11 protein-coding genes are annotated in these 15,523 nt (G+C 60.7%); 4 read left to right on the top strand and 7 right to left on the bottom strand.

Features of this window, described 5'->3' with window-relative positions; genetic code table 11:
* Positions 1–221: 221 nt before the first annotated feature.
* Both ACSC1P_RS19090 and ACSC1P_RS19085 read left to right on the top strand, forming a co-directional pair.
* Entirely contained in the window at positions 222–2,039 is a 1,818-nt protein-coding gene (locus tag ACSC1P_RS19090) for a PAS domain S-box protein (protein WP_435361801.1), read from the top strand.
* A gap of 347 nt (positions 2,040–2,386) precedes the next feature.
* On the top strand, positions 2,387–3,097 hold the full coding sequence (locus ACSC1P_RS19085) for an amidase family protein (protein WP_435361800.1): 711 nt from the start codon (positions 2,387–2,389) through the stop codon (positions 3,095–3,097).
* Positions 3,098–3,591: 494 nt separating this feature from the next.
* On the opposite strand, the gene lpdA is transcribed toward ACSC1P_RS19085, so the two are convergent.
* Positions 3,592–5,010: a dihydrolipoyl dehydrogenase gene (gene lpdA, locus ACSC1P_RS19080; protein WP_435361799.1), complete on the bottom strand. Its 1,419-nt coding sequence runs from the start codon at positions 5,008–5,010 to the stop codon at positions 3,592–3,594.
* Positions 5,011–5,117: 107 nt separating this feature from the next.
* On the opposite strand from lpdA, the gene lipP1 reads away from it, so the two are divergent.
* Both lipP1 and ACSC1P_RS19070 read left to right on the top strand, forming a co-directional pair.
* Positions 5,118–6,077, top strand: a complete 960-nt coding sequence (lipP1, locus tag ACSC1P_RS19075) for a LipP1 family hormone-sensitive lipase (protein ID WP_435361798.1) — start codon at positions 5,118–5,120, stop codon at positions 6,075–6,077.
* 120 nt (positions 6,078–6,197) lie between these two features.
* Positions 6,198–7,532: an E3 binding domain-containing protein gene (locus ACSC1P_RS19070; protein ID WP_435361797.1), complete on the top strand. Its 1,335-nt coding sequence runs from the start codon at positions 6,198–6,200 to the stop codon at positions 7,530–7,532.
* Between the two features lie 95 nt (positions 7,533–7,627).
* Here ACSC1P_RS19070 and ACSC1P_RS19065 read toward each other — a convergent pair whose 3' ends face one another.
* The 6 genes from ACSC1P_RS19065 to ACSC1P_RS19040 form a co-directional block, all read right to left on the bottom strand.
* On the bottom strand, positions 7,628–8,644 hold the full coding sequence (locus tag ACSC1P_RS19065; RefSeq protein WP_435361796.1) for an NAD(+)/NADH kinase: 1,017 nt from the start codon (positions 8,642–8,644) through the stop codon (positions 7,628–7,630).
* A 6-nt stretch (positions 8,645–8,650) separates the two neighbouring features.
* On the bottom strand, positions 8,651–9,664 hold the full coding sequence (locus ACSC1P_RS19060; RefSeq protein ID WP_435361795.1) for an alpha-ketoacid dehydrogenase subunit beta: 1,014 nt from the start codon (positions 9,662–9,664) through the stop codon (positions 8,651–8,653).
* Positions 9,661–10,707 (bottom strand): thiamine pyrophosphate-dependent dehydrogenase E1 component subunit alpha, encoded by a 1,047-nt coding sequence (locus tag ACSC1P_RS19055; protein WP_435361794.1) that lies wholly within the window; start codon positions 10,705–10,707, stop codon positions 9,661–9,663. Before ACSC1P_RS19055 ends, ACSC1P_RS19060 begins: the two co-directional genes overlap by 4 nt.
* A gap of 182 nt (positions 10,708–10,889) precedes the next feature.
* The gene (locus ACSC1P_RS19050) at positions 10,890–11,657 is read right to left on the bottom strand and encodes an IclR family transcriptional regulator (RefSeq protein WP_435361793.1); all 768 of its coding nucleotides are present in this window, start codon (positions 11,655–11,657) and stop codon (positions 10,890–10,892) included.
* 900 nt (positions 11,658–12,557) lie between these two features.
* Positions 12,558–13,799 carry a mandelate racemase/muconate lactonizing enzyme family protein gene (locus ACSC1P_RS19045; protein ID WP_435361792.1) on the bottom strand — a complete coding sequence of 414 codons (1,242 nt, stop codon included), beginning with the start codon at positions 13,797–13,799 and terminating at the stop codon, positions 12,558–12,560.
* A 99-nt stretch (positions 13,800–13,898) separates the two neighbouring features.
* Entirely contained in the window at positions 13,899–15,443 is a 1,545-nt protein-coding gene (locus ACSC1P_RS19040; RefSeq protein WP_435361791.1) for a glycoside hydrolase family 43 protein, read from the bottom strand.
* Positions 15,444–15,523: the final 80 nt, after the last annotated feature.

The raw sequence follows: 15,523 nt of genomic DNA, 5'->3' as shown, positions 1-15,523 counted from the left end.
CTAACAGCTACGAAGAGGCGGTCACGACGGGCACCAGCGTACCGCCGGACAATCGGGTCCCCTTCAATTTGGGCCCGCAGATTTTGTTTCAATTGAGATGGTTCCTGCAGAACCGGACACTATCTGTTCGAGCGTATCGTCTGTATTGCAGCAGCAACACGCGACACACTGGTGAACGCAGGCGTGTCAGATTTGGCCGCTGGTCACGTAGTGGTTCTAAGATGAGCACTGGGACACGCAGAGAACCGATGTCTCCTAGACCAGAGACAATTCGCGTTCTGCACGTCGATAACGATCCCGCAATGTTAGACACGACTAAATCCCGACTCGAACAGGAGAGCGAAACAATCTCGGTTCAGTCCGTCCAGACCGTGTCTGAGGCACTCGAACTATTAGAAGCGGACCGGGTTGACTGCATCGTGAGCGACTATGCGATGCCGGACACGGACGGGGTGTCGTTCCTCCGTGAAGTCAGGTCGCGCAATTCTCAACTTCCGTTCATTCTGTTCACAGGACAGGGGAGCGAAGAAATTGCCGCAGCGGCTATCTCCGCTGGTGTCACCGATTACATCAAGAAGGGAGAGCTAGGATCGGTGGACCGACTGTCGGATCATATCGAACAGTTCGTCGAGAACTATCGCACGGAAGATGTGATTGCCCGACGGCTCCTGGCAATGGAAACCGCCCGTGAAGGAATCGGCATCTTCGACGAGGACGGCTACTTCATCTACGTCAACAGCGCCTACGCCGAGATGTACGGCTACACGCCGCCGGAATTACTCGGTGAGCACTGGACGATCCTCTGCCCAGAAGAAGATATCAAACGGGTCTTCAAAGAGATTCTGACAGAGATTCCAAGTGCTGGCCGCTGGCTTGGCGAGGTAGAGCAAATCACCAAAGACGGGAGTCACCTCCTTACCAGTCAGGCACTCTCGTACGCTGACAACGGGACGATCATCTGTGTTTCTTTCAGAATTTCCGACAAGCAGGAGGCTGAGAAGCTCCTGGCCGAAGAACGGCAGCGATTCGACCTTCTTATCGAAGCGATCACCGAATACGCTATCTTCTCTACGGACCCTGACGGTGAAATCACCACTTGGAACTCCGGGTCCGAACGCATCAACGGCTACGAGCAGGGGGAAATTCTCGGACAGAATATCTCGGTACTGTACACGCAACAAGACATCGCCGAGGGAGAACCCGACCACCACCTCGAACTAGCGCTAGAGGAGGGATCGCTCCACGAGAAAGGTTGGCGGACTCGCCGAGACGGGCATCAGTACTGGGCTGATTTCACACTTACCCCTGTCGAAGAGGAAAACGGCGAGTATCACGGGTTCGTTTGTGTCATTCGTGACATGACCGATTGGCTCGAACGCGAGCGACAGCTCCAAGGCGCAGTCAGACAACTCGACCGGTTCGCCGGCATCCTAAGTCATGACCTCCGTAACCCGCTGTCAACGGCCAAAGTGAGTCTCGAGTTGATTCGTGACGACCCCGACGATTCACTCGAGCACGTCGACCGCGCAGATCGCGCGCTTACCCGTATGGATCAACTCATCGAGTCGTTGCTAACCCTTGCGCGTGAGGGTAAGTCCGTCGATGAATTCCTCCCGCTGTCACTCGCGGACTGTGCGAACACCGCCTGGAAGAGCATCAACGCTCCCGACGCCACACTAACAATCGATTCAGCAACTGGGTCGGTTACGGGTGACAGTGAACGCATCATCACGCTGTTCGAGAACCTGTTCCGGAACGCCGTCGAATACGGCGGAGGCGCTGTTACCATCCGGGTCGGTGAATTCGACGACGGGTTCTTCGTGGAAGACGACGGCCCTGGAATCCCATCAGAAGACCGTGAGAAGGTCTTCGAACAGGGGTACTCCATGGGGGACAACCAGACGGGATTCGGTCTCAGTATCGTCCAGAGCATCGCCACCGCACACAACTGGGATATCGCCGTGACAGACAGCGAAACCAGCGGTGCGCGTTTCGAATTCAGAACTGATGCGATAAACGGGGGACTGGAGTCGATGTAGCTCGTGAGTAATAGCGGCGTCGTGTACGCCTCGTGGTCGTGTCGAAGAAGACGAGTTCTTGGCCGTGTCGGGTCCAGCACATTGTTGTGGCACCAACTCGTGAATCTCGCCGTGCTATATTTCGCCGAATGGCCCGAAACCCGCATATTGAGTGGCCGGTGTACGATTCAACACCATTGTACGACAGAAGCTCACTAGTCGGACTGGAGTCAGATGTTCGCACTGTCTCGTAGGCGTGGTTCGACCACGACACCCATACTTCCGTCGAGCTGTTTGTCGGCACGTTTCCGTTGGCCTACTTCCAGTTTAGCTCCCATGACCACTACGCGGACTCGACAAGCTACGAGATGGCCCTCCTCTTCCGTGTGATCGTGTTGAAAGAAATCCACGGATGGGACCATGAGACAGCACTCGTCGAGTACCTGGACGACCATCCAACACTCTGCGGGGAAATCGGCTTCGAGGACATTCCCGGGCAGTCGACGTTGTGGCGTAGTTGGAACCAACACTTCACAGCCAACCTTCGTGAGACGGTCGAAACCGTTGTTCGAACGAATCTGATCAAAGCACAGAACGCGGGCGTCGACGTTCCGCCCGAACCGGAGCGAAAGCTTCGACACCGACCCGAGGACTCTGACGAACCGGAACCCGACGACGAGACCGTCCTCGAGCAGACGGAGAAGCTCACTGACCACGTCGTCCGAACCGAAGTTCACGATGCCATCGAGGACGTGTTCGAGGAGTTCGACCTACTGGTCTCGCCCACCGTCTGCCATCCCCCCGTAGCGAACTCGTCGGAGAGGTCGACGCTCGGCCCGGACGAGGTCGACGGGGAACCGGTCGACCCACGAATCGGCTGGTGTCCGACGTACTTGCTCAACTTTTCCGGCCACCCCGCCGCGTCGATTCCGGCAGGAACCGTTCGTGGCGGACTGCCGGTCGGGATGCAGATCGCAGGCCCGCGTTTCGCCGACGACGCGATCTTCGCTGCGAGTGCTGCCTTCGAGCGTCTCCGGTCGTGGTCTCACCGATATCGCGATGGTGACAACGACTCGTAACGAGGGGTGAGATACAATCCTCCCCGGGATGGAGAGGTCGTAGGCCAAATCGTCAGGAATATTAAAAACTAACAAGTGTTTTTACATAAATACTCAATCAATTCGGATTTCCTGTAATCTGGATTTAATCTTGATAGCTGCAGATGCGGAGTATCACCCAGGAGCATCAACTTCGTGCTCGAAAATTAGTTGTGAGTCGTCTAACAAAGAGGATTTTTGAATGAATGAACGGAAACAAAGATTTGTTTATCATTCTTGATCTGATCGAACACCTCCCTCGACTGAAGCCGTGGGCTTCCTCCGCACACTCTATGATTGTGGGGTAATCGGTATCGTATGCTGGTGTTCTCCTCACGCAATGGAAGCACGACAGGCGAACGACTGCCGGCAGTGAGCGAACGGCGGCGGTGCTGAACGCTCCGCTATCCGGTTTCGAGAACTCTGTCGTCGGTTCCCGAACCGTGGGCAGGGAGCGTCCAACCGAGCGTGGTGAATCACCGATTGGGCGTGTGGATCGCCGCACCGTGCGCGTTCGCGGCAGCCTCCATCGCTGCTTCGGTGAGAGTCGGATGCGTGTGGACCGTCGTCGCGATGTCTGTGAGTGTGGCGTCCGTTTCGATGGCCAGCGCGAACTCGGCGACGAGTTCCGAGGCGTCGGGACAGACGAGTTGCGCCCCGACGATGGTTCCCGTTTCTTCGTCCGCGACGACACGAACGAAGCCGTCGGTTTCGTCGAGCGTGAGCGCCCGACCCGACGCCCGCATCGGCAGCTGGCCGACGACGGGGTTCAGGCCCGCTTCTTCGGCCGTCGCTTCGGTCATCCCGACCGTCGCGATCTCGGGGTCGGTGAAGACCGCAGCGGGAACCGCCCGCGTCGAGACCGTGGCAGCGTTTCCGGCGATGACTTCGGTAGCGACTTCGCCCTCGCGACTCGCCTTGTGAGCGAGCAGCGGTTCGCCAGCGACGTCCCCGACGGCGAAGATTCCCTCGGTGCTCGTTCGGGTCTGGTCGTCCGTCTGGACGAAGCCGTTCTCGTCCATTTCGACACCTGCAGCTGACAGTTCGAGTGTATCCGTGACTGGCTCCCGACCGACGGCCACGACGACTGAGTCGGCGTCGTATTCGAACCGCTCGTCGTCGTCAGACTCCGTAGTCACCCGAACACCGGAAGTGATCGGCGTCCAGCCCTCGGCGCGTTCACCGAAGCGGAAATCGGCGCCGAGGCTCTCAGCACGTCGACTGACGACACGCGCAACGTCCTGCTCGTATCCGGGGAGTATCTGGTCGCGCATTTCGACGACCGTGACATCGACGCCGAGCTTGGCGAACACGGTCGAGAGTTCCATTCCGATGTATCCCGCACCGATAACGACTAGCTCCTCGGGTAGCGAGTCGAGAGCGAGCGCGTGTGTCGACGAGAGGACGTGCTGGCCATCGAACGAAAATCCGGTGAGTTCGACCGGACGCGACCCAGTTGCGACGATGGCGTTGTCGAACTCGATGGCGCCCTTCCTCGTTCCGTCCCGGTCGACCGTGACCTCGTTTTCGCTCGTGAACGATGCGGTGCCGTCGACGAGTGTCACACCGTTGGCCTCGCAGAGCTTTTCGACGCCGCCAGTGAGTTGACTCACGACTCCGTCTTTCCACTCGGTCATCGCCCCGAAGTCGACGTCGATGTCGGCACTGATACCCATTCGGTCGGCATCCTCCGCGTCGTGTGCGATATCGGTCGCGGTGATGAGTGCTTTCGAGGGGATACAGCCGACGTTGAGGCAGGTCCCGCCGTAGGCGTCCTTCTCGACGAGTGTTACGTCGGCACCTGATTGGGCCGCCCGTATCGCAGCGACGTAGCCGCCGGGACCAGCGCCGATAACCAGTACTTCAGTCTCTCTTGGGAGTGAATCTGCAGCCATCTTCGAATGCTACCTGACGGGTGAGGAGTACAGCGTGGAGCCTATTATACCCCCCTGCCAGAGGGGGTACAATTATACTGCTCTGCCCGAATACAGTAGTAGACGCAATGTCATCCACGCTTCATCCGCAGGTCGAGGAGTACCTACACGGACTCTCCGAGCAGGGGCTGCCCCCGCTGTATCGGTTGTCGTTGGAAGACGCTCGTGAAACGTATCGCGACCTCACCGTCCCGAGTGAGCCACCGGACACCGTCGCCTCGGTCACGGAACGGACGATTCCGGGCCCGGGAAGCGACGTTCCCATCCGTATCTACCGGCCGACCGAGGAGGGAGATCTTCCCTCGCTCGTGTTCTTCCACGGTGGCGGCTGGTTGCTCGGCGGACTCGAAACGCACGATGCGCTCTGCCGAGCACTCGCGAACGCGACTGAGTGCGTCGTGGTCGCAGTCGACTACAGACTCGCACCCGAAAATCGGTTCCCGGCGGGACTCGAAGACTGCTACGCGGCGACGTGCTGGGTCGCCAACAACGCGGCGGAACTCGGTGCCTCGGCCGATTCGCTGGTGGTCGCTGGTGACAGTGCGGGGGCGAACCTCGCGATGGGCGTCGGCCTGCTCTCGCGTGACAGGGACGGGCCCGATATCGACTATCAAGTGCTCGCCTACCCGCCGACGAATTACGCGTTCGACACGGATTCCTACGAGGCGAACGCGCAGGGGTACTTCCTCACCCGAGCAGACATGGAGCGATTCTGGGACGGCTACCTCCGGAGTGAACTCGATGGAACGCACGCTTACGCCTCGCCGCTCCGTGCGGAGTCCATGGACGGCCTCCCATCGTCGCTGGTGCTGACGTGTGGTTTCGACCCGCTCCGCGACGACGGACAGGCGTTGGCACAGGAACTGTCCGAAGCGGGGGTCCCGACGACTCACGTCCAGTACGACGACATGATTCACGGGTTCTTGACGATGCTCGCCGAGCCAGAACTGGACCGGGCCAGAGACTCGATCCAGCAAATCGGCGAGCACGTCCAGCAGGAACTTCGCGGGACTGTCGCGACGCCGTGAGACGTCTGTGTTGATACGCGCCAGAACCTGGAGTGACGACGAGCACTGGGCCGCCGAGCGAATCGGGACGTTGCCTCGGTGAACACACTTTTGTATGCTGGCGTAGATAAATGATTTATAATGGCAATTATTGTCAAGATGCCCAAGCTCGGGCTGGAGATGGAGCAAGGAATCGTCCTTGAGTGGTTCTTCGGTCCCGGCGATAGCGTGTCGGAAGGTGACGTAATCGCCGAAATAGAGTCCGAAAAGAGCATCGGGGAGGTCGAGGCACGGGAAGACGGTGTACTCAGGCGGATATACCTCGAGGAAGGGGAATCTGTGCCACCGGGGAAGCCGATCGGAATTCTGGCAGCCGCCGACGCCGATATCTCAGAACTAGAGGCAGCGGTCGAGGCCGAACTCGACGGCGTCGCCGAAACTGCCGAAGGCAGTTCGGACGAGCAGGCATCGGACCCACCGGCTGACACCACTCCGACCGATGACCAAGCAACTGAATCTCCGTGCGCCACTGGTGGTGCAGCCCTCGAAGTGAAAGCGTCCCCGCGGGCGAAAAAACAGGCAGAAGAACTGGGAGTCGACCTCACATCGGTCGAAGGAACCGGACCGATGGACTCGATTACCGCCGACGACGTCGAAGCAGCCGCCAGCGAGACCGATTCCGGCACAGAGTCGGTCAAAGCGTCGCCACGGGCGAAGAAACGGGCAGGGGAGTTGGATGTGGACCTCACGTCGGTCGAGGGCACGGGTCCGATGGACTCGATTACCGCCGACGACGTCGAGGCAGCCGCTGCGTCTGAATCGACCGCGACTGCTGCGTCGGTTCGCCGTGTCGAATCCGGTGAGGTGGCCGGGCTGCGGTTCCAGCGGACCACTACCGTCGCGGCTCCCGAAACTGGCGAGGCACTGCTCGACACCACCGAGGCGGTTCGGGGAGCGTTCGAGGAGGCGGTCACCACGACCGACGTGTTGGTGGTCGTCGCCTCGGAAGCGTTGTCAGATGTTCCGGTCGTGAACGGCACCTATTCCGAGTCGACGCACCAACTGCAGGCGCAACAAGACATCGCACTCGTCACCGAGGTCGACGGTGCCCCAACGACTGGCACCATCTCCGATGTCGGTGAGAAGTCACTGACCGAACTCGTCGCGGCCCGTGAATCACTCGACGGCGACGACGACCGGAAGCCTTCGTTCACGCTGTCGAATACGGCGGGCGTGGACTCGAAGGGACTGCTCGTCAACCAACCAGGGGTCGCCGCCCTCGAAGTCGACCCGTCCGGCCAACGGGCAGTTCCCGACGGCGATGGAGTCGAACTCCAACCGCTGGTCACTGCCAGCCTGACGTACGATACGCACGCACTCGGCGAGTCTGAAGCCGACGCATTTCTCGACCAGTTCCTGGAGCGAGCGAGTCAGGCCTCCGAACTCGTCCTCGAATCGTATCGCGGCAAGGAGTAAGCGACCGAGAGGTCACGTGTTTTCACTCGCAACGCCTCGCGACGAAGTACCGACAGTGCGCATCGCACAGGAAACGGAAAACAGGAGCGCGGGAACTACTCTTCGGGCGAGACACCGCTTCGGCGTACTGCCGAGCCTTGCGGAGCAGCACCGAGTGCGGCATCGACGTCGACGAGACGAGGACCGTCAGCGACGGGCGTCATCGTCACGGTCGCGTCGACGAGTTCGATTTCACGCTCTCCGTCCGCACCGACGACACAGTCTGTCACGCTGAACGTCGTCGATTCACCCCAGTCGAGTGGGTCGTGTCGCTCGACCCCGATGGTCGTCGTCATCCCCGGGGCGAGGACAGCCCGGACGGACTGAGGCGTCTGGGCAGGGTCTCCCAATTCGAGTGCGACACCGCCCGGTGCATCTGGCGCGAGTGGCGAGAGACACCCCGCAACGCTGGTGAGGCCGATTTCGCCCGGATGGGCCCGGGTGACGACACCGCCCAGCAGGTCCGATGGGTCGATGACGGCTCTCGTCCCGACGAACGGTCGGTCGGTGATACCGACTGTTGCGAGGCCCGAGAGCGTCTTCTCACCCGTGACGTCGTCTGCCCAGACGTCGATGCGCCCGTGTCGGTAGGTCACGGAGTCGACGTCGACGACTCCGCCCGCGATTACGGCGGCGGCCGCGCCAGCGACGGTGCCGTCGACGGGCGTCGGGACGACGTTGTTCGTGCCCGTGGAGACGGACAGCAGTGGAACGTCACCGAGTTCGAGCGCGGCGTCACGGGTCGTCCCGTCGCCGCCGAGGACGACGACGACATCTGCTGTCTCGCGGAAGTGCGCGGCGGCGCGTCGCGTGTCGGCTGCCGATTCCTCGATTGCCATCTCGACGAGAGAGGCGTCCATCGCTGCGGGTGCCTCGTCGATGGCGTGGGACGCGATGCCGATTTTCTCCGGCATCACTTCGACGCTGGGTGTCTCATCGACGAGCGTCAGGCCGTTCAGGACACACTCGGCGACGCGCCGTTTCGCGTAGTTGTCCACGACGCTCGCACCGCCAGTGAGACGGCGAATGTCACGGCCGGCCGACGGATTGACGATGAGTCCAACGTGTGCCACGACTGCTCACGTAATCCGTTGGATTGCGTTCTCGACCTCGTCACCGTCCGGGAGCACTTCCTTTTCGAGCGGTGTACTGAACGGCATGTGCGTGTCGGGGGTGCCGACGCGCTGGATGGGTGCGTCGAGACTGAAGAACGCTTCTTCCTGTGCTCGGGCGATGATTTCGGCGTGGACGCCGTACGAGAGCGGACTCTCGTCGGCGACGACCATCCGGCCGGTCTTCTGGAGACTCTCGACGATGGTCTCGGTGTCCAGTGGGTACAACGACCGTGGGTCGATGACTTCGACGCTCACGTCGCCGGACAGGCTCTCTGCGACGTCAAGCGACTCGCCGACGAGTCGCTGAGTAGCGACCACGGTGACGTCCGCGCCTTCGCGCTCGACTGCGGCCTCACCGATTGGGACCGTGTAGTCCTCGTCGGTCGGGACTTGGCCCGTCTGTTCGTATATCATCTTGTTCTCAAAGACGAACACCGGGTCGTCGGACCTGATGGCAGCCTTCGTCAGGCCTTTCGCCGACGCAGGCGTCCCGGGTGCGACCGCTTTCAGACCGGGGAAGTGTGCGATCCAGGCGTGAACCGTGCCGGAGTGCTGGCTGGCGGCTCCCATGCCACCGCCCTCGGTCGTCCGAACGGTGACCGGCATCTCGGTCTTACCGCCGAACATGTACCGCATCTTCGCCATCTGGTTCATGATCTGTTCCATCGAGACGCCCATGAAGTCCGAGAACATGAGTTCGACGACCGGTCGTGTCCCGGTCGCTGCCGCGCCAGTCGCCGCACCGACGAACCCGGCCTCGGCGATGGGTGTGTCTCGGACCCGCTTCTCGCCGAACTCGTCGAAGAGGTCGCCGGTCACTTCGAGGACGCCCCCGAAGGCACCGACGTCTTCGCCCATCACGTACACGTCCTCGTCACGCCGGAGTTCTTCGCGCAGTGCGAGCCGGATCGACTCCCGGACGGTCATCTCCTCGGTCTCCATGCTGTCGAGTTCTGCAGGGGCGCTCTGGGCACTCATCGCGAATCACCTCCGTTCGACCCACCGTCGGTGCGGGCGCGGCTTGCGAACTTCTCGATCTCGGGAACTGATTCCTTGAACATGTCGTCGTACGCTTCCTCACGCGCAGGCAGGTCGGATTCCTGTGCGAACTCGATTGCGTCTGCGATGGTCGATTCTACTTCGGCCTCCATGTCTTCGATGTCCGATTCGGAGAGTTCCCCGCGGTCGACGAGGCGCTGTTTGAACGCGTCGATGGCGTCCCGGTCCTTCCACTGCTGGAGTTCCTCGTCCGTCCGGTAGTTCTGTTCGTCTCCTTCGTAGTGGCCGTGGTATCGGTAGGTCTCCGCTTCGATTAGTGTCGGGCCGTCCCCTGCCGCTGCCCGCTTTCGTGCTTCGGTGACTGCCTCGTAGACGGCGGTCACGTCCATCCCGTCGACGGTGATGCCGGGGATGTCGTAGGCACCGGCGGTGTCACTGAGGTTCGCGATATTGTGCTGTTTGTCGACGGGCGTCGCTTCGCCGTACTGGTTGTTCTCGATGAGGAATATGGCCGGCAGGTCCCACGTCGCAGCGATGTTGACCGACTCGTGAACCTGTCCCTGCGCAGTCGCGCCGTCACCGAGGAACGCGAGCGCCACCTGGTCGCGGTCTTGGTAATCGATCGAGAGCGCCGCCCCGGTCGCCAGCGGCGGTCCTGCACCGACGATGCCGTTCGCCCCGAGCATCCCGGCATCGACGTCTGCGATGTGCATCGAGCCTCCCTTGCCGTTGCAGTAGCCGGTCTCTTTTCCGAACAGTTCGGCCATCATCAGTTCGGGGTCAAGCCCCTTCGCGATACAGTGGCCGTGACCCCGGTGTGTGCTGCTGATGTAGTCGTCCGGTTCGAGTGCAGCGCACGTTCCGGTGGCCACCGCTTCTTCACCGATGTACAGGTGAACGAACCCCGGTATCTCACCATCGGCGAAGTACTGCCCCGCTCGTGTGTCGAACTCGCGAATCGTCAACATTCGACGCAGGGCCTCGATTCTCCCCTCCTCTGTGTCCAGTGTATACTCTGCCATGCTGCGTTAACTATTCACATACGATAGTGTATTAAGAATACCGGTTACTAAGACGTACCACTGGGTAATAATTTGTTGGCTCGATTGCATTACTCTCTGTATGATGAGCCGCGGAGTTCGTCGTTGGCCACTGCAGGCGCGTATCGACGTCGCCAGACCACTAGAACCGACGGATTAGGGCGTCAGGAGTACTCGTGGTTCCCACGAATGATGTTCGCGTACTGTTGCACGACTGTAGGATACTCCTCGAAGAACACCTCGTCGTTGAGGCGACTCGGCGGGCCATACAGTGCGATGCCCGCGAGCATATTGTCCGACCCGTCAGTGAGTGGGACCCCGATTCCCCGCATTCCGTCGAAGCACTCCTCGTCGTCGAACGCATACCCTCGTTGGCGGACGAGTTCCACCTCTTCGAGGACGGCTTCCACGTCGGTGAGGGTGTTCTCCGTCTTCGGGTAGAGTCCGTACTGGTCGAGGATGGTGCGAATCTCGTCGTCGGACAACTGAGACAGTATCGCCTTTCCGTACGCAGTCGTGTGAAGACGCGATTTGACACCGGGGTAGGTTCGGCTTACTTGCAGTCGCTTCACCTTCTCCCCTTTCTTCATCGACAACAACACGCCGAGGTTGTTCTCCTCTATCATCAGCCCGGCGAACTCGCCCGTCTCTTCGGCCAGTCGGCGAAGTTCTGGTTCTGCCGTGCTGTATATCTCGCGGTCCCGCCGGACCCTGTTCCCGATTTCGAGAAACGACGTACTCACGCGATAGCGACGATCCGGTTGTTTGACGATGTAATTGAGTGTTTCGAGGGTGTTCACGTACTCGTACATCGTACTCAATGGCATATCGAACGCTTCGGCGAGTTCGTTCACTGAAGCTGCCTTGTTCTCGACGAGCTTTTCCATGATGCGGTTCGCACGAACGAGAGATTTTAGCGGCTTCGAGGACATACGTGTACCTCTCACAGAATCCTCATAATTGTTCCGTCTATATCGGAACAGTAGACCTGTTGTCGTGTTACGTATCGCCGTGACGAAGCCCAGTGTAAGAGATTCTCCCGATATTCGACTGACAGTTCGAGATAGTCGGAATGCCTACCGAATGTTAGTGTCTATCATGATGTTTAATACCATGATACTGATCCCAATTTCCGATTATTTCGAATAGCTCCTGCCAGATCGTCCCCCTGATTGGACTTCCACCGGCGGCCGTGCACGAGAGAAACCGTGACACTGGCACCGACGGCGAATCGACGGGGTAGCGTCGCCAGTGTCCATTACAGGACTATGTTTGTAATGTGTGGGTGAAAAACCGTGCTCGGAGACTCAGTAGCAGTCCCTCGTCACGACCGAGACGCACGCTGCGAGACCAGTCGATCGCTGTGGCCGACGGATGAGTGATACTGGCTCTCGTGTGTTGCTACTGAACCTCATTCTGTGCTACTAAAACCGATTCTGTCTGGATGACCCGACGACATCGCTGGTCAGACGAGCGGTGTGCCGTCCTCACGTGGGGCCACAGGACCCCTGTGAGTGGGTTTTGGTACGATCGTATGGGTCCTCTGTCTCAGCCTCACGTGCTTCATGTCATTCCCCGGTAGCACCACACTATCTTACTCACCAGGCTATTAGGTATACTTCACCCAGTCATCCGATAAGGTGTTTAGTATCGCAGACTGATAGTTTGCTACACAGAACAGACGATTTGAAGACGCAGTCGTTGCTCAGGAGTGAGAAGGATAAACAGCTCCGCGATATTCCCTAAACGAGTTCGGAGTTCGTTCGACCTGCCCGACGAAGCTATGCTTCGTCGAACACCGTGAAGCGGAGCTTCACGAGCTTGACTTCGGCTTACGCCTCGTCAAACAACTCCTCACCCTCAGCCATGTGCGCTTCGACCGCATCGAGGTCGAGCGTGAGCCCGAGACCGGGCTTTTCGGGGACGGCCATCCGCCCTTCCTGGATGAGGTCGTCTTCCTCGACTAGGTCTTCCCACCAGCCGAGTTGGTACGAGTGGAACTCGACGGCGAGCGAGTTTGGAATCGCGGCGGCGACCTGTGCCGAGGCCATCGTCCCGATGGGTGAGGAGACGTTGTGCATCGCGACCGGGATGTAGTACAGGTCTGCGAGGTCGGCAATCTTTCGCGTCTCACGCATCCCGCCGACGCGCGGGAGGTCGGGCGCGATGATGTCCACGGCTTGTTCCTGGAGGAGTTGGCGTTGGCCGTGTTTCCGGTAGACGTTCTCGCCGACCGTGATGGGGGTCTCCGGTGCGGACTGTGTGACCTCACGCTGGACGTCGTGGTTCTCCGGCGGTATCGGGTCTTCGAGCCACCACACGTCGTACTCTTCGATGGCTTTGGCGAGTCGCTTCGCACTCCCGCCAGTGAACGCCCAGTGGCAGTCGAAGGCGACGTCTGCCTCGTCGCCGACTTCCTCACAGACCGCCTGCACGATGTCGACTTTGTGGTCGATTTCGGGACCGCGGAGGTGGCGGTTCGCGCGGTCCTTCTCGTGGCCCGAGGGGACGTCGAGATCGAACTTGATGGCGTCGTAGCCGAGTTCGTCGACGACACGTCTCGCCTCGCGAGCGTTGGACGCGGGTTCGGACTCGTCGCCAGCGTGACAGTCACAGTAGATACGGACTTCGTCGCGGTACTTCCCGCCGACGAGCTGGTAAGCGGGCACGTTCATGATCTTGCCCGCAACGTCGTGGAGCGCAATTTCGATGCCGGAGATAGCAGAGATGACCTTGCCGGAGATGGAGCCTTCGCCGGACATCTTCTGGACCATGTGTTCGTACAGTCGGTCGATGTCCAGCGGGTTCTCGCCGATGATGAAGGGGGCCATCCGGTCGATGATGTCGGCGTCGCCGCCGCCCCAGTAGGACTCCCCGTTGCCCACGAGACCGGCGTCGGTGTAGACACGGACGAGAATCCACGGGTAGTTGCCGTCGACGATGGTCGTCTGGACGTCGGTGATTTCGACGTCACGAGGGCCGTTTCGCTCGTCGGTGAGGCCCATCGTCTCACCGGACAGGTCTCGCATGGTATACTCGGCGTTCGGGTCGCGTAGCTTGCGAAGGTTCGACATACACTACTGATATCTGTAGCGGGGTATTTCATAGTTGGCATCGGCGCGAAGGTTGATAGCTCGCCTGCCGGACGCCGTCTTCCCGTTGGTGTCTCCCGGTCACTCGGTCGGTTCGTACGCGAACAGCTCGAACCGCGCCGGCGTCGACTCCGCTGCGGGACTGGTCGCGTACGGCCCGACGTACACACCGGTGAAGCTCCCGGTCACTTCCGTCGCCAGATACCGCGTCGAAGCGGTACCCAGTTCGGTTTCGGTCCCGTCGGCTGCTACGTACCTGAACACGTACTGCCCGGCATTCGCGTCGATGCTGAGGTGATGGTCGGTCCCCGAGATTGGCCGCTCGGCGATTCGGTCGCACACCTCCCCGATGCGGAGCCGAACGAACGAAACCGGGCCGTCACCGTGGTCGCCGACGCCGACCTCGTAGTGGTGGTCCTCGTCGGCGACCAGCGCGAGTCCGGCGTCCTCGCTCTCGTCAGGGTCGAATTCGAACGTCGTCTCGACGTGACCGTCGAAGTGGGCTTGCCGACGACCGACGAAGGTCGCACCCACCTCGTCCAGACTGGTTGTCCGTCCCCGGAGAACTAGCCCGGACTCGTCCTCGTCGAGTGTATAGGCCCCCGGCTCGGGATTCCGTCGATACTCGAACTCGCCGGGAAGGGACTCTCCGTCGAACGTCGTCTCTGTCTCGCCAGTTGCGGACCCTCCGGCGACCGACTCGTGGTCGACCGGCACGGAAGACGCACCCGGGAGACCGTCGGCGTCCATGGCCAGTTTGACGGGGTCACCACCATTGACGACTGGCCACCCGTCGACCCACTCGACGGGAGCGAGGAACGTTTCTCTGCCGAGGTGGTGCCAGCCGGGATGCCCGCCTCGCTGACGGATGCCGAGGAAGACGAGCCACCACGAGTCGTCGGGGGCCTGGACGAGGTCGCCGTGGCCGGCCGCCTTGATGGCTCCCATTGGATGCCCGCGATGCGAGAGGACCGGATTGCTCGGGCACGGTTCGAAGGGTCCCGTCGGACTGTCTGCTCGGCCAGTGACGACCATGTGGTTGACGTGCGTGCCGCCCTCGGCGGTGAGCAGGTAGTACACGCCGTCTCGCTCGTACAGGTGTGGGGCCTCGCTGAAACTGCCCTCGAATCCCCGCCATAGTTCTCGTTCGTCGCCGACCTCGCCGCTGTCGAGGTCGACCGTCACTTGCTTGATAGTCGTCTCGGCGAGTGTCGGCCCGGCAGCATACGAGAAGTACGCTGTGCCGTCGTCGAAGAACAGGTCTGGGTCGAATCCCGGCGCGTCGATGTACGTGGGGTCAGACCACTCGCCCGCGGGGTCGTCCGCAGTCACGACGAAGTTGCCGCCGCCGTCCACGTGCGTGGTGACGAGATAGAACGTTCCGTCGTGGTGCCTGAGCGTCGGTGCGTAGATGCCACCGGACGAGCGCGTCTCGGCGAGGTCGAGCTGGCTTTCGCGTGTGAGACAGTGGCCGATGTGGTTCCACGAGACGAGGTCGTCGCTGTGATACAGTGGAACCCCGGGAAAGTACTCGAACGAACTCGTCGCGAGATAATAGTCGTCGCCGACGCGACAGACCGTGGGGTCTGGATGCGTCCCCGGTAGGATGGGATTCTGGTACGCCACGACCACGCGTACCACGTGGACCGGAGTAAAGATTCGGGACCAGCGGAAGTCGAGTCGGAAGTCGGCCAGGAGACCGACTT

The sequence above is a fragment of the Haloarchaeobius caseinilyticus genome (assembly GCF_051207395.1).
GTDB lineage: Archaea > Halobacteriota > Halobacteria > Halobacteriales > Natrialbaceae > Haloarchaeobius.
This window is presented reverse-complemented; position numbering and strand designations above follow the sequence as displayed.

Coding starts and splice junctions, on each gene's coding strand:
- ACSC1P_RS19090 (WP_435361801.1), top strand. CDS start 222: ATGAGCACTGGGACACGCAGAGAACCGATGTCTCCTAGACCAGAGACA.
- ACSC1P_RS19085 (WP_435361800.1), top strand. CDS start 2,387: ATGGCCCTCCTCTTCCGTGTGATCGTGTTGAAAGAAATCCACGGATGG.
- lpdA (WP_435361799.1), bottom strand. CDS start 5,010: ATGGCTGCAGATTCACTCCCAAGAGAGACTGAAGTACTGGTTATCGGC.
- lipP1 (WP_435361798.1), top strand. CDS start 5,118: ATGTCATCCACGCTTCATCCGCAGGTCGAGGAGTACCTACACGGACTC.
- ACSC1P_RS19070 (WP_435361797.1), top strand. CDS start 6,198: ATGGCAATTATTGTCAAGATGCCCAAGCTCGGGCTGGAGATGGAGCAA.
- ACSC1P_RS19060 (WP_435361795.1), bottom strand. CDS start 9,664: ATGAGTGCCCAGAGCGCCCCTGCAGAACTCGACAGCATGGAGACCGAG.
- ACSC1P_RS19055 (WP_435361794.1), bottom strand. CDS start 10,707: ATGGCAGAGTATACACTGGACACAGAGGAGGGGAGAATCGAGGCCCTG.
- ACSC1P_RS19050 (WP_435361793.1), bottom strand. CDS start 11,657: ATGTCCTCGAAGCCGCTAAAATCTCTCGTTCGTGCGAACCGCATCATG.
- ACSC1P_RS19045 (WP_435361792.1), bottom strand. CDS start 13,799: ATGTCGAACCTTCGCAAGCTACGCGACCCGAACGCCGAGTATACCATG.